We start from the raw sequence: 17708 nt of genomic DNA, 5'->3' as shown, positions 1-17708 counted from the left end.
ACTCAGGCAGGATTATTGATATCGATAAAGGTAACATCAAGGTGGTGCTGCTGCGCCAGCCACTCGCCCAGCGCTTTAATGCCGCCGCGCTCGGTAGCATGATGACCGGCAGCAAAAAAATGCAGCCCCTGTTCGCGCGCGCTGTGAATGGTCTGCTCAGAGACCTCACCCGTAATAAACGCGTCCACCCCGGCGGCGGCGGCGCTGTCGATGAATCCCTGCCCCCCGCCGCTGCACCAGGCCACGCGTTTAATCAGCGCGGGTGCATTATCACCACAGTGCAGCGGTGTGCGGCCCAGGCGCTGCGTGATTTTATCTGCCAGATCGCTGCCGCTGAGCGGTGTGCGCAGTTCACCCCAGGGCACCAGCGGCTGGATTTCGCCTTTGACATCAATATCAAACAGACGCGCCAGCTGCGCATTGTTTCCCAGCTGCGGGTGCGCATCCAGCGGCAGATGCCAGCCATACAGATTAATATCGTTCGCCAGCAGCGTGCGCAGACGCTGTCGCTTCATGCCTTTTATCACCGGCGTTTCGCTCTTCCAGAAATAGCCGTGGTGCACCAGAACCGCATCTGCGTTGCGCGTTACCGCTTCATCCAGCAGCGCCTGGCAAGCCGTGACGCCGGTAATAACGGTCCTGATTTCACTGCGCCCTTCTACCTGCAGTCCATTTGGCGCGTAGTCGCTAAACGCGCTGCTGTTTAGCTGCTGGTTAACGATCTGTTCCAGCTCAAAGTTATTCATAAAAGCTCCGTAAGCGCCTCAGGCCGCGCCGCGTGCGCGTTCAAAAGCGTCTAATGTTTTTTTGCGTGCCGCCTTATGTTCCACGATTGGCAGAGGATAATCGAGCTTCCTGTTGTTTTTCTTCGCCCAGACGTGCGGCTGATGAATATCACTGTCAGGCACCTCTTTCAGCTCCGGCAGCCACTGCCGGATAAACGTGCCCTGCTTATCGAACCGTTCACCCTGCGTAGTCGGATTAAAGATGCGGAAATAGGGCACGGCATCGGTGCCGGTGGAAGCCGCCCACTGCCAGCCGCCGTTGTTGGCAGCAAAATCACCGTCAATCAGCTGTTCCATGAAGTAGCGCTCGCCCTGCCGCCAGTCGATAAGCAGATCTTTCACCAGGAAGCTGGCAGTGATCATGCGCAGCCGGTTATGCATCCAGCCAATGCTGTTCATCTGGCGCATGCCTGCATCAACAATCGGAAAGCCGGTTTTACCCGCTTTCCAGGCGTCGAAGTGAGTACTCTCTTTCTGCCAGCTGACGTGATGGGTCCAGTCGATAAACGGCTGATGCTTGCAGAGCGCCGGGTAGGCTACAATCAGATGGCGATAAAATTCCCGCCAGATCAGTTCATTGATCCAGGTAAACGCCTTCCCCCCTTTCAGCGCATCGGCATGCTCTGTCACGATCCGATGCAGGCACTGACGGGGTGAGAGTACGCCGGTTGAAAGATAGGCTGACAGCTGGCTGGTGCCGTCGCTGGCGGGCGCGTCACGCTCTGACGGATAATCCACTACCGGCTGTCTGGCAAACGCGCGCAGGCGTTTTAACGCCGCCGGTTCGCCAGCCGGAAACAGCTTTTCATCGGGTTCTTCAGCCGGATAATCAAAGGCGGGGATTTTTTTCGTGCTTTTCAGCGGCGCCCCCCTGCGTGCTTCAGGGGCCTTATGGCACTCCGGCAATCCCTGCTGCAGCCGTTTGAGAAACGCTTTGCTGAACGGCGTAAAAACTTTAAACGTAGTGTTGTTTCCGGTCTGCACACTGCCGGGCGGCAGCAGCAGGCTGTCATCAAATCCCTGACAGGTAACGCCCTGCTCATCCAGCTGCTTTTCTGCCGCAGCATCGCGTTCACGCTCATTGATTTCATACTGATAGTTATAAAACAGCGCATCCACACGGTGCGTTTTGCAGAAGTCGCGCAGGTAGTCGACCGAAGCCGCAAAATCATCGCACTGATGAAAATGCAGCGGGATGCCGCGCTCCGCCAGCGCCTGCTGCAGCTCACACAGATTCTGGTGAATAAATGTGGCCTGTTTTGCAGACATGCTGTGCTGTTGCCACTGTTTCGGCGTAGCGATAAACAGCGCCAGCACGTCAGCCTCTCTGTCATGACACGCTGCTGCCAGCGCGCTGTTATCGTTAATACGCAGATCGTTGCGCAGCCAGAGCAGGTGTGTGGTCATGGTGCCTCGTCCTTATTGTCCGTAACGCAGACGCAACGCTTCAGGGTAGGGATCAAAATAGCGCTGCTGTGCCAGCCAGGGGTGCGGATACTCAGCCATGTAATGTTTCAGCATGGTGATGGGTGCCAGCAGCGGCTGAACGCCACAGCGATAGCGATCGATCAGCTGTGCCAGTTCCTGACGCTGAGGAGAGCTGAGTTTTGGCCGGAAATAGCCCTGCACATGCATCAGCACGTTGGTGTGATTGCGTCGCGAGGCCCGATGCGACATCAGCTGCATCAAACGATTACGGTACTCAAAGGCATACTCTTCCAGCGACGCCCACTTATCCATAGCGGCAACGAAGCGTCCCAGTTCGCGATAGGCGTCCTGTGCATGCGACAACAGCAGCAGTTTGTAGCGACTGTGAAAGGCGATCAGTTTGTGCCGTGTTAACCCGCTACGCCACATTTCATTGAACTCATGCAGCGCAAACACGCGCCCGGTAAAATTTTCCCGCAGAACCGGATCGTGCAGGCGTCCATCCTCTTCCAGCGGCAGCCAGGGCATCTCCTGCTGCAGAAAAGACGTAAAGATGCCGATACCTGATTTACGGTTGTTATTGGTGGCAGGATCGTAAACGCGCACCCGCTCCAGACCGCAGCTGGGTGATTTGGCGCAAAGAATATAGCCGCAAAGATGGTGCAGCGATTTAACGCGCTCGGCTGACCAGCTGCGCATTTCACTGGTCACTTCTTCATTGTCATCTTTGCTGAAGCAGATATGAATCTGGTCGTCGCCCTGTTTTACCAGCCTTAACGCCGGCCGCGGTGTAGGCAGACCAATAGCCATCTCAGGACAGACGGGCTCATAGCGCACAAATTGCGCGAGTTCGTCCGTTGCAAAGGCAAAACGCTTGTGGCCGCCATCAAATCGGACGTTATCCCCGAGCAGGCAGGCACTGATGCCGACAGGAATTTTCTCGCTCATACTTGTACAACCTCCAAAATCTTGTAGAGGTTTAAGTGTAGCGTAAATGGCAGCGAATGGCATGAGGTGACAGGCGGTGTACAAAAAAATTTCGTCAAAAAAAGCGGGCGCTTTTGGGTAAAAACGTCCGCCTCAGTCAGAAAGTCACCATTACCAGTAGATGCCGCCAGCCAGTTCAGACTGTTCCAGCCATACCGGTTTAGTGCTGGTTTTACACCAGATACGGTGCAGATAGCTATAGAAACGCGCACGATCGCGGCGGAACAGCATAAAAGGAAGCGCTGTAATACCGGCAATCAGCACCAGCGTACGCCGTATAATAATTTTTGGCAGTGAATAGCACTTATCCATCGCATTCCTCCTGAGCAGTTAATTATAAAATGTGATCTGTCGCAAATATTACTCCTGGCTGCACACTTTTGCTACTCATCAGACCACCTGTTCTGAACTTTTTTTGACCGTTTATTGTGGGGTGCGGGATGACGTTACAACGGTGTGAAAGACGGGTTATCTTACTGTGGCAAATACCTGCGCGGACGCCGCTGCGGTTTATTGCTAAAGTAGAGAAAACCGTGTCGCAGGAGCCCGCGTGACAACCATTTTAATTGTGGAAGATGAAAAAGAGATCCGTCGTTTTGTACGCCTGGCGCTTGAAAGTGAAGGCCTCAAAATTGTTGAAGCCGAACAGCTGCAGCGTGGTCTGATTGAAGCGGCAACGCGAAAGCCCGACCTGGTGATCCTCGATCTCGGCCTGCCTGACGGTGACGGCATTGCATTCATTCGCGAAGTACGCCAGTGGAGCACTATGCCGGTTATTGTATTGTCAGCCCGCAGCGATGAGCAGGATAAGATCGCAGCGCTGGATGCGGGTGCGGATGACTATCTGACAAAACCCTTTGGCATTGGTGAACTGCTGGCCAGGGTGCGGGTCGCACTGCGGCGTCATCAGGGCAGTCAGCCCGATGCGCGCGTGCTGTTTGGAGAGGTCTGTGTCGATCTGTCCGCCCGCCGGATTACCCGCAGCGGTCAGGAAGTGCATCTGACGCCAACCGAGTTTCGCCTGCTCAGCCTGCTGCTGAACAACGCCGGCAAGGTGCTGACGCAGCGCCAGCTGCTGAATCAGGTCTGGGGACCCAATGCGGTTGAGCATAGCCACTATCTGCGCATCTATATGGGCCATCTGCGCCAGAAACTGGAAACCAATCCGACGCAGCCGGCTCACCTGCTGACGGAAACCGGCATCGGCTACCGTTTTATGCCATAAAAAAAGGGCCGCAGCAGCGGCCCTTTTCACGGTTTCATTCTCAGGCGTTCTTCAGAACTTCACTGACAATTTCCACCGCTTCTTTCTCGATCAGCTCGCGATGTTCAGCGCCAAGGAAGCTTTCACAGTAAATCTTGTACGCATCTTCAGTACCGGACGGACGCGCGGCAAACCAGCCGTTCTCCGTCATCACTTTCAGCCCGCCAATGGATGCGCCGTTACCCGGAGCAGCCGTCAGGCGTGCAGTGATCGGATCGCCTGCCAGCGTGTCAGCGCTGACCATCTCCGGCGACAGTTTTGAGAGCGCAGCTTTCTGTGCCGAGGTTGCTGATGCCTGCAGACGATTGTAGCTTGGTGCGCCAAAGCGATCTGCCAGTTCATCATAGTGCTGCTGCGGGTTTTTGCCGGTCACCGCAGTGATTTCAGCGGCCAGCAGGCAGAGAATGATGCCATCTTTATCCGTTGACCAGGCTGAGCCATCAAAACGCAGGAAGGACGCTCCCGCGCTCTCTTCGCCGCCAAAGCCAAAGCTGCCATCAAACAGACCATCAACAAACCACTTGAAGCCCACCGGGACTTCTACCAGCTTACGGCCGATATCATTAACCACGCGGTCAATCATTGCGCTGGAGACCAGCGTTTTGCCGACGGCAACATCACTGCCCCACTGCGGACGATGCTGGAACAGATAGTTAATGGCAACAGCCAGGTAATGGTTAGGATTCATCAGGCCAGCTGGCGTGACGATACCGTGACGGTCGTAATCGGGATCGTTGCCAAAGGCGAGATCAAACTTATCTTTATACGCCAGCAGACCGGCCATCGCACACTCTGACGAACAGTCCATGCGCACCACGCCATCTTTATCCAGATGCATGAAGCGGAACGTCTGATCGATAGCGTCATTGACGATGGTCAGATCGAGGTTGTAATGCTCAGCGATGCGCTGCCAGTAAGCCATACCGGAGCCGCCAAGCGGATCTACGCCAATTTTCAGTCCCGCTTTCTGAATCGCCGGGAAGTCGATAACCTGTGCCAGCCCTTCCACGTAAGGCTGAATGAGATCCTGCTCGACAATGTGGCCGCTCTGCCACGCCTGATCCAGCGGCAGGCGTTTCACATCCTGCAGACCGCCTTTGATCAGCTGATTAGCACGATCTTCTACCACTTTGGTAACGTTAGTATCAGCCGGACCCCCGTTTGGCGGATTGTATTTAATGCCGCCATCTTCCGGTGGGTTGTGCGAAGGGGTGATCACAATGCCGTCAGCCTGCGCACCGCCGCGTTTGTTGTGCTCCAGAATGGCATTGGAGATAGCGGGCGTTGGCGTGTAGCCATTATCCTGCTGCACAATGACATCCACGCCGTTCGCTGCCAGTACTTCCAGTACCGACAGGATAGCGGGTTCAGAGAGCGCGTGCGTATCTTTGCCCACGTAGCATGGACCGGTGATACCGTTCTTTTTACGCTCTTCGGCGATCGCCTGTGCGATAGCCAGAATATGCTCTTCATTGAAGCTGTGACGTCCCGCGCTGCCGCGGTGGCCAGATGTGCCAAATTTCACCGCATGGTCCGGGTTAGCCGCATCCGGCTTCAGGACATAATACTGCGAGGTTAATTGTGCAACGTTAATCAAATCGCTCTGCTGGGCAGGCTGCCCGGCACGGGGGTGATTGGCCATTGGCGCTTCTCCCTGACGCTTCAGTTTAAATGGTGCCGCAAACTTTCTCTGTCAGCTCCGAAGGGAACTGCATAGCCAGCATGATGTGTTCCACCATGCTGCATTTACGGCCTGTATTGGTGTTTGTGATGACCCAGTATGGCGTACCTGGCACATGCTTAGGCTTAGTATGCGTGCCATTTTGCAGCAGCGTATGTTCATTACCGGCAAAATAGACGCGCGTACGCCCCTGCAGCGATGCGGTAGCATCGGCAAATGCATCAGGATCGAGACGATAGAGCGTTGACAAAATCAGCATAAAGCGGTTAACCGCTTTTTTCTGCTCGGCATACTCATCTGACAGCATCAGCTCGCGCATGGCTCGCACGCGATCCTGCGGACGCGCTTCAGGCTCGGCTGCTGCTGCCTCTTTTACCGGGGTCGTAGCTGCCGGCGCAGCGGCTGCGCGCGAGCTGGCGGTAAATTTCAGCATGCGACGCAGGATGTCTGAGGCGCTTTCACCGATGTGCTGCGTGTGGCTGGCAATATAACGGTAGAGTTCTTCGTCAACTTCAATCGTTTTCATCTTATTCCGTACGAGTCTGGCAACTAGCAGAATCCCGCATTCTGCAACGCCCTTACCGGTAGCGGGCACGCAGAGAGCCTGGGATCTGACATATTGATTATAAAGTTAAATCCGCAGTAGCTGATAGCGCTGGCAACGTTTACAGGCAAAAGTCAGAATATGCCCTAATACCTGGCGACCGCCACCCGGACAGGTAGAATCATGATACCCTAACCCACGCTCTCAACCGTAAGAACTTTAGCCATGATTTTGAATGCTCGTCTGCAAACTGCACAATCTGATTCTCACAGCGCACCGATTTTGCTTATCCACGGTCTGTTTGGCAGCCTGGATAACCTTGGCGGGCTGGCACGTGGCGTAGCCGATACGCGGACGACGCTGCAGGTGGATGTCCGCAATCACGGTTTATCGGCGCGCAGCAACAGCATGAGCTATGCTGCAATGGCGCAGGATATGGTTGATACGCTGGATGCACAGCAGATAGCACAGGTTGATGTGATTGGGCACTCGATGGGGGGCAAAATCGCTATGGCATTGAGTGCGCTGGCGCCTGAACGCGTTGGCAAGCTGGTGCTGATTGACATTGCTCCCGTCGACTATCAGACGCGCCGGCACGATGAGATTTTCGCGGCGATTCGCGCGGTCACTGCGGCAGGCGTGACGCGCCGCAGCGAAGCGGCGGCGATAATGCGGCAGTTTGTGCCTGAAGAGGGGATCATTCAGTTTATCCTGAAGTCCTTCGCTGAGGGGGAGTGGCGGTTCAATGTGCCCGTATTGTGGGATAACTACACAACGATATCGGGCTGGGAACCTCTCCCTGTCTCTTCTCATCCGGCGCTGTTTATTCGCGGCGGCGACTCTCCTTATCTGGATAATCACTATCGGGACAGGCTGCTGGCCCAGTTTCCTCAGGCGCGGGCGCAGGTCATTGCCGGTGCCGGACATTGGGTACATGCAGAGAAGCCTGATGCCGTATTACGTGCTGTGCGACGCTTTTTTACGCTCTGAAAGCAAAAGCTTACTGCACTATGTTTAAGATTGGCGTCACGTCTGACGCTGGAGTATGATGTCGCGCTAAAATTTTGCCACGGTGGTTATACACGGTGGCTGGGCCGATAATGTGTTTAATCGCGCGGCGCCGTTCGCGCCCACTCAGTTTCGCAAATCATGGCAAAAGAACAGACAGACCGTACCACGCTTGATCTCTTTGCAGACGAGCGACGACCGGGTCGCCCGAAAACCAGCCCGCTGTCGCGCGATGAGCAGCTGCGCATTAATAAGCGCAATCAGCTTAAACGCGATAAGGTTCGTGGGCTGCGGCGCGTGGAGCTCAAAATGTCCGGCGAAGCGGTTGACGCGCTCAACACGCTGGCTGAGCAGCAAAATATCAGCCGCAGCGAGCTGATTGAGCAGATGCTGCTGACACAGCTCAAACTCATATAATTTATGCAGACCGCACAGAGGAACACAAACTCTGCGCTTTGCGCGTTCCGCGCTTTTTCAGGGTCTGCTATCATTCGCTTATCTGTACAGTCTGTTGACTTACTCTCACATTCAGGATTTAAGAGGTTACCTAACCCATGGCAATCGTAGGCATTTTCTTCGGCAGCGATACCGGCAACACCGAAAACATTGCAAAGATGATCCAGAAACAACTGGGTAAAGATGTCGCCGAAGTGCATGACATTGCTAAAAGCACCAAAGAAGATCTGGAAGCGTTTGATATCCTGCTGCTGGGCATTCCTACCTGGTATTATGGTGAAGCGCAGTGCGACTGGGATGACTTCTTCCCGACGCTGGAAGAGATCGACTTCAATGGTAAACTGGTCGCGCTATTTGGTTGTGGCGATCAGGAAGATTATGCTGAGTATTTCTGTGATGCACTGGGTACCATTCGCGACATTATCGAGCCAAATGGTGCGATCATCGTGGGTCACTGGCCTGTCGAAGGTTACCATTTTGAAGCGTCTAAAGGTCTGGCCGATGACAAACATTTCCTCGGACTTGCGATTGATGAAGATCGCCAGCCAGAGCTGACGAATGAACGCGTTGAAGGCTGGGTGAAGCAGATTTTTGATGAGCTGCAGCTCAAAGAAATTATTGAGGCATAATGTGTTGCCGTTACCCGATTCAGGTACTGTTAACATCGGGTAACGGAATTGCCTATAAAAATAATAGCTACGCTTTTTTAACTTTTCTCTGCAATTCTGTAGAATACCCGCAACGGTTAACGGCTTATTCCTCTGTCAGCAGGCTGAGGCTGAGTGAACTGAGAAACCCAGCACTGTATAATCCCGCCGGCGACAGCAAGAGCATTATTCCCGCCTCTGGTGATTTCTTTAGCATTTGCCTGGTTTCTATTCGCCTGCCCCGGTTCTATAATGAGACGCAAATGAGAATGCGCGTTAACCACACATTCAAGGCTGTTAAGCCGCAAATGACTAGCAAAGTAACAGGACAATATCCGCATGACTGACAACAATTCCGCATTGAAAAAGGCTGGCCTGAAAGTCACGCTGCCCAGACTAAAGATTCTGGAAGTGCTTCAGGAACCCCAGTGCCATCACGTCAGCGCGGAAGATTTGTACAAACGCCTGATCGACATGGGCGAAGAGATTGGTCTGGCCACGGTATATCGCGTTCTGAACCAGTTTGATGACGCGGGCATTGTAACCCGCCATAACTTCGAAGGCGGCAAGTCTGTTTTTGAATTAACGCAGCAGCAGCATCACGATCATCTTATCTGCCTGGACTGCGGTAAAGTAATTGAGTTCAGCGATGAGTCGATTGAAACGCGCCAGCGCGAAATCGCGACCCGTCACGGTATCAAGCTCACCAACCACAGCCTGTACCTGTATGGTCACTGCGAAGTGGGTGACTGCCGTGAAGATGAAACCCTGCATAACGATAAATAACGTCAGCTATGCGGCAAGATAAAAAAACCGGTGCAGGCACCGGTTTTTTTGTGGCTGCGATTCAGGCGACCAGCGTCTCCTGCAGGTAGCGCCAGCGCGGATTTGCCGTACTGCAGTCCAGCACTGCCAGCGAAATACGGCTGTGGCTCTCGCCATTCACTATCTGCAGTTCGCGATACTGAATGATGACCTCTTTTTGCTGCTCAGAAATGATCGCATGTTCGCTGGTCGCGATGCGCATCCCTTCACGCTGTCCGCACAGGCGGCGAAACAGATCTTCAACGTCATTCAAATCCAGTTGTCTGCCCTGTGGCGTTACCATCCGGAAATCAGGATGGAAGTGCGACAGCAGCAGCCCCATGGTATCGGTGCTGACATCAGCATGATTAAAAATACGTTCAATGAGCTGATGTAAAACCACAACACTGTGTTTGGCTTCCTGAGCGAGGCTTGTCATTATTTTTCCCTTTTTACTAGCCACAGACCAAGTCCGGAGTGCGCATAGCCTACCTGAAAAAAAGGATTTAACACGGTCAAATGCGTTAATTTTTTTAAAGTCAGACAAGTCGTAAACCCGGGTATGTGCGCGATTTTATTTAATGCAGAATAAATGGTTGCCGCTACGCAAAAGGGGATAATAAAAAAGGGCGAAAGCTCGCCCTTATATAATTTTATGATGCCGGAAGCGGTTATTATTCGCTGCCGATCTTCGCCCAGGTATCGCGCAGGCCTACAGTGCGGTTGAACACCAGCGCTGATGGCTGCGAGTAAACGCTGTCTGCACAGAAATAGCCTTCGCGCTCGAACTGATACGGCGAGGTTGCCGCCGCTTCACGCAGTCCTGGCTCCACAAAGCCCTGCTTAATCTGCAGCGAATCCGGATTCAGCGTCGCGAGAAAATCCTCTGCCGCGCCCGGGTTAGGCACGCTGAACAGGCGATCGTAGAGGCGGAACTCAGCGGGCAGCGCATGAATCGCGGAAACCCAGTGGATCACCCCTTTTACTTTACGGCCATCAGCCGGGTCTTTGCTCAGCGTATCCACATCGCAGGTCGCATAGATACAGGTGATGTTGCCCGCCTCATCTTTTGCCACGCGCTCAGCGCGGATCACATAGGCGTTGCGCAGGCGCACTTCTTTACCCAGGACCAGACGCTTGTACTGTTTGTTGGCTTCTTCACGGAAATCCGCGCGGTCAATCCACACTTCACGGCTGAAAGGCACCTCGCGCGTCCCCATCTCCGGCCGGTTCGGATGGTTTGGCATGGTGATGATCTCATCATGTCCGGCTGGCAGGTTTTCAATCACGACTTTGAGCGGATCGAGCACGGCCATAGCACGCGGCGCATTTTCGTTGAGATCATCACGAATGCACGACTCCAGCGAAGCCATCTCAACGATATTGTCCTGTTTAGTGATGCCGATTCGGCGGCAGAACTCACGGATTGATGCCGCGCTGTAACCACGACGGCGCAGACCTGAAACGGTCAGCATACGCGGATCGTCCCAGCCTTCTACCCGCTTCTCGCTCACCAGCTGCGTCAGCTTGCGCTTCGACATCACAGCATACTCAAGATTCAGGCGCGAAAACTCATACTGCCGCGGATGCACCGGAATGGTAATGTTATCCAGTACCCAGTCATACAGGCGGCGGTTATCCTGAAACTCCAGCGTACAGAGCGAATGCGTGATCCCTTCCAGCGCATCGGAGATGCAGTGCGTGAAATCGTACATCGGGTAGATGCACCACTTGTTGCCGGTCTGATGGTGCTCGGCAAACTTAATGCGGTACAGTACCGGATCGCGCATAACGATAAAGCTGGAAGCCATATCGATTTTGGCACGCAGACAGGCCTTACCCTCTTCAAAGCCACCGTCGCGCATTTTCCGGAACAGCGCCAGGTTCTCTTCAACGCTGCGATCGCGATACGGGCTATTTTTGCCCGGCGCCGTCAGCGTGCCGCGATACTCGCGGATCTGCTCGGGTGACAGTTCATCAACGTACGCCAGTCCTTTGTTGATCAGCTCAACAGCATAACTAAACAGCTGATCAAAATAGTCGGATGAGTAACGAATGTTGCCGCTCCACTCAAAGCCCAGCCATTGCACATCATTTTTGATCGACTCGACGAATTCCATATCCTCTTTAACCGGATTGGTATCATCGAAACGCAGATTGCATTCGCCCTGATAATCCTGTGCAATTCCAAAGTTCAGGCAGATCGATTTTGCATGGCCAATATGCAAATAACCATTGGGCTCTGGCGGGAAACGGGTATGCACAGAACTGTGCTTACCGCTCGCCAAATCTTCGTCGATGATCTGACGAATAAAGTTCGTTGGGCGGGCTTCAGCCTCACTCATCTCAAAATCCTCAAACAATAACGGGTGATTTTACCTCGAAGTAACGGAGTATGATCCACAAAGCGCTGAAGGGAAACAACCGTTTGTTGGCGCTTTTAAAACAAAAAAGGCAGGAATCGCTTCCTGCCTTATCAGTCAGACTTAAGGGGTTAGTTTTTCACCTCATACAGCGGCGTTTCCCCGGCAACAACGGTGCCTGTTGCCAGCAGCGTCAGACCCGCGAAGTCATCACTGTTGCTGACCACTACCGGACTGATCATCGAGCGCGCATGGGCATTCAGATAGTCCAGATCCATCTCGAGGATCGCCTCGCCAGCGCTAACGGGTTTACCCTCTTCCACCAGCCGGGTGAAACCGCGTCCTGCCAGCGCAACGGTGTCCAGCCCCATATGTACCACTATCTCAACGCCGCTCTCTGTTTCAAGGCAGAAGGCGTGATTAGTGTTGAAGATTTTTACTATGGTACCGGCAATCGGTGCCACCACGCGCGTCCCCGTTGGCTGAATCGCCAGACCATCGCCCACCGCTTTGCTGGCGAACGCTTCGTCCGGTACATTATCCAGAGCAACCACGTGACCTGATACCGGTGCCAGCAGCGTGGCAATCGCCTTATGTGCAGCGGCAGAAGCTGGCGCAGCTGCAGTCACCACCGGTTTAGCCACAGGCGCCGCGCTGGCGGCTGCTACCGGGCCTTTGGTCAATACCGTTTTCATCGCGGTAGCGATACTCTCCGCCTGCGTACCCACAATAATCTGCACGCTCTGCTTATTAAGACGGATGACGCCTGACGCGCCGATACGTTTTGCCACGCCTTCGCTGACCTGCGCGGAATCTTTCACGTTTAGACGCAGGCGCGTGATACAGGCGTCAATATGGGTCAGGTTTTCAGACCCGCCAACGGCAGCGATATAGCGACGTGCCAGCGATTCAGTCGCCGTTTCCCCGCTATTTTCCTGCATAACATTCACATCATAACCATCCGTTTCATCATCCGCTGCCAGTTCGCGGCCCGGCGTCAGCAGATTGAATTTGCGGATAGTAAAACGGAACACCACGTAATAGATCACGAAGAAGACCAGGCCCTGCGGGATCAGCATCCACCAGTGCACCGCCAGTGGATTACGCGACGAGAGCACCATATCTACCAGGCCGGCGCTAAAGCCAAAGCCGGCAATCCACTGCATGCTGGCCGCAATAAACACCGAAATTCCGGTCAGTACCGCGTGGATCACATAGAGGACCGGAGCCACGAACATAAAGGAGAATTCCAGCGGCTCGGTGATGCCGGTAAAGAAGGCTGCAAAAGCAGCCGCCAGCATAATACCGCCCACTTTTGCCCTGTTTTCCGGACGAGAACAGTGGTAGATAGCCAGTGCTGCACCCGGCAGGCCAAACATCATAATGGGGAAGAAGCCCGCCTGATAGCGACCCGTAATACCCGGAATGCCGCTGCCGTTAGCGATAGACTGCGCGCCGCCGAGGAATTTTGGAATGTCATTAATACCCGCGACATCAAACCAGAACACGGAATTCAGCGCGTGATGCAGACCAACCGGGATCAGCAGCCGGTTAAAGAAAGCGTATACCCCTGCCCCGACAGACCCCAGCTTTTGAATATGTTCACCAAAGCTTACCAGACCGCCAAAGATTATTGGCCAGACGTACATCAGGATAAACGCCACAACAATCATCAGGAAGGAGACCAGGATCGGTACCAGGCGACGTCCGCTGAAAAAAGAGAGCGCTTTAGGCAGCTCGACATGGCTGAAGCGGTTATACATCTCAGCAGAAAGAATCCCCACCATGATGCCGACAAATTGGTTTTCAATTTTGCCAAATGCCGCAGGTACCTGTTCAACCGGCATCTTCTGGATCATCGCGACCGCAGCAGGTGAACAAAGCGTGGTCACGACAAGAAAGCCGACAAAACCGGTCAGGGCCGCTGCGCCATCTTTATCTTTAGACATACCGTAAGCAACACCAATCGCAAACAGTACCGACATGTGGTCAATAATGGCGGAGCCTGACTTGATCAGTAGTGCCGCCAGCGCATTACCTGCTCCCCAGCTGTCGGGATCGATCCAGTAGCCGACCCCCATCAGGATAGCGGCGGCTGGCAGCGTGGCCACCGGCACCATCAGCGCGCGGCCGACTTTTTGTAAATAGCCTAATATACTCACCTTGTTCTCCCCCTATGAGACTGGCGTATCCCCTGGTACGGGTTGATTTTATTATCCCGGCACCTGGCGTGTTGAAAAGACGATTCTCTGCGAGATGCAGTGTAAAGATAAATTAATTCGCCTCGCAAATTAAAACCGCTCCAGTTGTGACTTTTATCACCTTAATAGCCAATATAAGTCGCTTAATACTGGTCACTGCTACAAACTTATTTTATGATAAAAAATATCAATCGCTCTTTTTCGCTATAGCCTGCTGATAAACGCGCTGACCGCGTTCACACTTAATGACGGCAGCTACAGCACATTCTTTTATCTGTTTAACCGAGGTGCACTATGAGACTGATTCCGCTGGCTACGCCTGCTCAGGTAGGAAAATGGGCGGCCCGCCATATCGTCAACCGAATCAACGCCTTTAACCCAGGTCCGGAGCGTCCCTTTGTTCTGGGGTTACCTACGGGCGGCACTCCGCTGGAAGCTTACAAGCATCTGATTGAGATGCACAAAGCAGGCCAGGTCAGCTTTAAATATGTCGTGACATTCAACATGGATGAATATGTCGGCCTGCCCAAAGCGCATCCGGAAAGCTATCACAGCTTTATGTATCGCAACTTTTTCGATCACGTTGATATTCCGTCAGAAAACATCAATCTTCTGAATGGCAATGCGGAAGATATTGACGCAGAATGTCGCCAGTATGAAGAGAAGATTCGTGCGCTCGGTAAAATCCATCTGTTTATGGGTGGTGTAGGCAATGATGGTCATATCGCGTTTAATGAACCCGCCTCCTCGCTCTCATCGCGTACCCGTATAAAAACGCTGACGCATGATACGCGTGTCGCTAATTCACGCTTTTTTGATGGCGATGTCAGCCAGGTACCTAAATATGCGCTGACCGTTGGCGTGGGTACGCTGCTGGATGCAGAAGAGGTGATGATTCTGGTTACAGGTCACGTCAAAGCGCAGGCGCTTCAGGCGGCGGTAGAGGGCAACGTAAACCATATGTGGACCATCAGCTGTCTGCAGCTGCATCCAAAAGCGGTTGTGGTATGCGATGAGCCGGCGACAATGGAACTGAAAGTTAAAACGGTAAAATATTTCCGCGAGCTTGAAGCGGAAAATATGCAGGGCGTCTGAGAGCACGATGTAGAAGCCTGCTGTCGTTGGCAGCTGGCGCAGCCGGGAGAGAGATAATGTACGCATTAGTAAACGGCCGGATTTTTACCGGCTATGACATTCTGGACGATCACGCGGTAGTTATCGCGGACGGTATTATTGATCGGGTTTGCCCGCGCGCCATGCTGGATGCAGCACTACCGCAACAGGATATGGCAGGCGCATTTATCGCTCCCGGCTTTATCGACCTGCAGCTTAACGGCTGCGGCGGTGTGCAATTCAACGATTCGCCTGAGGCGCTGAGCGTGGAAACGCTGGAGATAATGCAGCGCGCTAATGAAAAGTCAGGCTGTACCAGCTTTCTGCCCACGCTGATTACCAGCAGTGATGAACTGATGCAGCGGGCGGTAGAGACTATGCGAGCCTGGCTGACAACGCATCAGAATCAGGCGCTGGGTTTGCACCTTGAAGGCCCCTGGCTTAACCGGGAGAAAAAAGGGACGCACAATCCCGCCCTGATACGCCAGCCCGATCCTGCACTGGTCGACTATCTCTGTGCCAACGCCGATGTCATTACTAAAGTCACGCTGGCGCCTGAACAGGCAGGCAGCGACGTTATTCGTCAGCTCAGCGCAGCCGGTATTATCGTCTCGGCCGGACACTCTAATGCGACCTATGCCGAAGCAAAAGCCGGATTCAGCGCTGGCATTACTTTCGCGACCCACCTTTATAATGCGATGAGTCCATTTAGCGGACGTGAACCCGGACTGGTCGGTGCGCTGTTTGATTCGCCTGATGTATACTGCGGCATCATTGCAGATGGCTTACATGTCAATTACGCTAACGTGCGCATGGCAAAACGGCTTAAAGGCGAACGGCTGATTCTGGTGACTGACGCGACTGCGCCGGCAGGTGCCGCGATTGATAAATTCATTTTTGCAGGTAAAACAATATACTATCGCAATGGCCTGTGCGTGGATGAGCATGGAACCCTGAGCGGTTCAGCACTGACAATGATTGAAGCGGTGCAGAACAGCGTAGAGTATTGCGGCATTGCCCTGGATGAGGCGCTACGTATGGCAACGCTTTATCCGGCAAGAGCTATGGGCGTGGAAAAACAGCTGGGCACGGTAGCTGCAGGAAAAGCCGCTAACCTCACTGTTTTTACCCGCGATTATCAAATCATTAAGACGTTCGTCAATGGAGAGAGCGTCCTCAGCGAGTAAGCATTGAATGACCACTGGCGGCCAGACTCAAATAGGAAATGTCGATCTTGTCAAACAACTCAATAGCGCAGCCGTTTATCGGTTGATCGATCAACAGGGGCCGATTTCGCGCATTCAGATTGCCGATCTCAGCCAGCTTGCGCCCGCCAGTGTCACCAAGATTACCCGTCAGCTGATTGAACGCGGCTTGATCAAAGAGGTTGAGCAGCAGGCCTCTACCGGAGGTCGCCGCGCCATCTCCATTATTACGGAAACCCGTCACTTTCATACCATCGGCGTCCGTCTCGGGCGCAACGATGCCACGCTCACCCTGTTTGATTTAAGCGGTAAATCGCTGGCGCAGGAAGATTATCCGCTACCGGAACGCACGCAGGAGACGCTGGAGAACGCGCTATTCAATGCCATTAGCGCGTTTATTAACGTGCATCAGCGCAAAATTCATGAGCTGATCGCCATCGCAGTGATCCTGCCCGGTCTGGTCGATCCGGTTAAAGGCATTATCCGCTATATGCCGCACATTGCCGTCAGCCACTGGCCGCTGGTAGCCAGCCTGCAGCAGCGGTTCAGCGTGACCAGCTTTGTGGGTCACGATATCCGCAGTCTGGCGCTGGCGGAGCACTACTTTGGTGCAAGCCGCGACTGTGCTGATTCGATTCTGGTGCGGCTGCATCGCGGGACCGGTGCCGGCATCATTGCTAACGGACAGATTTTCCTGGGCAGTAACGGTAACGTGGGTGAAATCGGCCATATTCAGGTGGATCCGTTAGGCGAGCGCTGCCACTGCGGCAACTTTGGCTGTCTGGAAACCATCGCCGCGAATGGTGCCATTGAAAACCGCGTACGCCATCTGCTGAATCAGGGGTATCCGAGTGTGCTGTCACTGGATAACTGCCTGATGCCGCAAATTTGTCACGCTGCTAATCAGGGCGACGCGCTGGCGTGTGAAGTGATTGAGTATGTTGGTCGTTATCTCGGCAAAGCGATTGCGATCGCAATCAACCTTTTTAACCCGCAAAAGGTGGTGCTGGCGGGCGAAATCACTGAAGCAGACAAAGTGCTGTTTCCCGCCATCGAGAGCTGTATCAATACGCAGGTGCTGCGCGAGTTTCGGAAAAACCTGCCGGTTGTGCGCTCGCAGCTGGATCATCGCTCTGCAATTGGCGCGTTTGCGCTGGCGAAACGCGCTATGCTAAATGGCATTCTGCTGCAGCATCTGCTGGAAGATTAACTGTAACCTGCA

The 17708-nt window shown here is 53.7% G+C and carries 17 protein-coding genes; 8 read left to right on the top strand and 9 right to left on the bottom strand.

Annotation, left to right across the window (positions count from 1 at the left end):
* Positions 1 to 2: 2 nt before the first annotated feature.
* The 4 genes from B3041_RS04315 to B3041_RS04300 form a co-directional block, all read right to left on the bottom strand.
* A complete protein-coding gene (locus tag B3041_RS04315) occupies positions 3 to 746 on the bottom strand; it encodes a type 2 GTP cyclohydrolase I (protein ID WP_065649853.1) in 744 nt (247 codons plus the stop codon).
* An 18-nt stretch (positions 747 to 764) separates the two neighbouring features.
* A complete protein-coding gene (gene phrB / locus B3041_RS04310) occupies positions 765 to 2192 on the bottom strand; it encodes a deoxyribodipyrimidine photo-lyase (protein ID WP_292969694.1) in 1428 nt (475 codons plus the stop codon).
* Between the two features lie 12 nt (positions 2193 to 2204).
* Positions 2205 to 3161: a YbgA family protein gene (locus B3041_RS04305; protein ID WP_065649855.1), complete on the bottom strand. Its 957-nt coding sequence runs from the start codon at positions 3159 to 3161 to the stop codon at positions 2205 to 2207.
* Between the two features lie 150 nt (positions 3162 to 3311).
* Positions 3312 to 3512 carry a YbfA family protein gene (locus B3041_RS04300; protein WP_065649856.1) on the bottom strand — a complete coding sequence of 67 codons (201 nt, stop codon included), beginning with the start codon at positions 3510 to 3512 and terminating at the stop codon, positions 3312 to 3314.
* Positions 3513 to 3750: 238 nt separating this feature from the next.
* On the opposite strand from B3041_RS04300, the gene kdpE reads away from it, so the two are divergent.
* Positions 3751 to 4425 (top strand): two-component system response regulator KdpE, encoded by a 675-nt coding sequence (gene kdpE, locus B3041_RS04295; RefSeq protein ID WP_292969691.1) that lies wholly within the window; start codon positions 3751 to 3753, stop codon positions 4423 to 4425.
* Between the two features lie 40 nt (positions 4426 to 4465).
* Here kdpE and pgm read toward each other — a convergent pair whose 3' ends face one another.
* Together pgm and seqA are read right to left on the bottom strand one after the other, a co-directional pair.
* Positions 4466 to 6106, bottom strand: coding sequence for a phosphoglucomutase (alpha-D-glucose-1,6-bisphosphate-dependent) (pgm, locus tag B3041_RS04290; RefSeq protein ID WP_065649858.1), 1641 nt, complete (start codon positions 6104 to 6106; stop codon positions 4466 to 4468).
* Between the two features lie 25 nt (positions 6107 to 6131).
* Entirely contained in the window at positions 6132 to 6671 is a 540-nt protein-coding gene (gene seqA / locus B3041_RS04285) for a replication initiation negative regulator SeqA (RefSeq protein ID WP_292969689.1), read from the bottom strand.
* Positions 6672 to 6914: 243 nt separating this feature from the next.
* Here seqA and ybfF point away from each other — a divergent pair, with 243 nt between their 5' ends.
* From ybfF to fur, 4 genes are all read left to right on the top strand, one after another.
* The gene (ybfF, locus tag B3041_RS04280; RefSeq protein ID WP_292969687.1) at positions 6915 to 7679 is read left to right on the top strand and encodes an esterase; all 765 of its coding nucleotides are present in this window, start codon (positions 6915 to 6917) and stop codon (positions 7677 to 7679) included.
* A 159-nt stretch (positions 7680 to 7838) separates the two neighbouring features.
* Positions 7839 to 8114, top strand: coding sequence for a LexA regulated protein (gene ybfE, locus B3041_RS04275; protein WP_039383184.1), 276 nt, complete (start codon positions 7839 to 7841; stop codon positions 8112 to 8114).
* Between the two features lie 137 nt (positions 8115 to 8251).
* On the top strand, positions 8252 to 8782 hold the full coding sequence (gene fldA / locus B3041_RS04270; protein WP_065649861.1) for a flavodoxin FldA: 531 nt from the start codon (positions 8252 to 8254) through the stop codon (positions 8780 to 8782).
* A 357-nt stretch (positions 8783 to 9139) separates the two neighbouring features.
* Positions 9140 to 9586, top strand: coding sequence for a ferric iron uptake transcriptional regulator (fur, locus tag B3041_RS04265; protein WP_039383181.1), 447 nt, complete (start codon positions 9140 to 9142; stop codon positions 9584 to 9586).
* Between the two features lie 61 nt (positions 9587 to 9647).
* Here fur and B3041_RS04260 read toward each other — a convergent pair whose 3' ends face one another.
* The 3 genes from B3041_RS04260 to nagE all read right to left on the bottom strand — a co-directional run bounded on the left by B3041_RS04260 (position 9648) and on the right by nagE (position 14123).
* A complete protein-coding gene (locus B3041_RS04260; protein WP_065649862.1) occupies positions 9648 to 10043 on the bottom strand; it encodes a hypothetical protein in 396 nt (131 codons plus the stop codon).
* 235 nt (positions 10044 to 10278) lie between these two features.
* The gene (gene glnS, locus B3041_RS04255; RefSeq protein ID WP_065649863.1) at positions 10279 to 11949 is read right to left on the bottom strand and encodes a glutamine--tRNA ligase; all 1671 of its coding nucleotides are present in this window, start codon (positions 11947 to 11949) and stop codon (positions 10279 to 10281) included.
* Between the two features lie 149 nt (positions 11950 to 12098).
* Positions 12099 to 14123, bottom strand: coding sequence for an N-acetylglucosamine-specific PTS transporter subunit IIBC (gene nagE / locus B3041_RS04250; RefSeq protein WP_292969844.1), 2025 nt, complete (start codon positions 14121 to 14123; stop codon positions 12099 to 12101).
* 339 nt (positions 14124 to 14462) lie between these two features.
* On the opposite strand from nagE, the gene nagB reads away from it, so the two are divergent.
* The 3 genes from nagB to nagC are packed head-to-tail and all read left to right on the top strand — an operon-like array spanning position 14463 to position 17696.
* Positions 14463 to 15263: a glucosamine-6-phosphate deaminase gene (nagB, locus tag B3041_RS04245; RefSeq protein WP_292969681.1), complete on the top strand. Its 801-nt coding sequence runs from the start codon at positions 14463 to 14465 to the stop codon at positions 15261 to 15263.
* A gap of 56 nt (positions 15264 to 15319) precedes the next feature.
* Complete coding sequence (nagA, locus tag B3041_RS04240; protein WP_065649865.1) at positions 15320 to 16468, top strand: N-acetylglucosamine-6-phosphate deacetylase; 1149 nt, start codon at positions 15320 to 15322, stop codon at positions 16466 to 16468.
* A gap of 7 nt (positions 16469 to 16475) precedes the next feature.
* Positions 16476 to 17696, top strand: coding sequence for a DNA-binding transcriptional regulator NagC (gene nagC, locus B3041_RS04235; RefSeq protein ID WP_065649866.1), 1221 nt, complete (start codon positions 16476 to 16478; stop codon positions 17694 to 17696).
* Positions 17697 to 17708: the final 12 nt, after the last annotated feature.

It is taken from the genome of Pantoea sp. UBA4549, assembly GCF_002387285.1.
Classification (GTDB): domain Bacteria; phylum Pseudomonadota; class Gammaproteobacteria; order Enterobacterales; family Enterobacteriaceae; genus Pantoea; species Pantoea borealis.
This window is presented reverse-complemented; position numbering and strand designations above follow the sequence as displayed.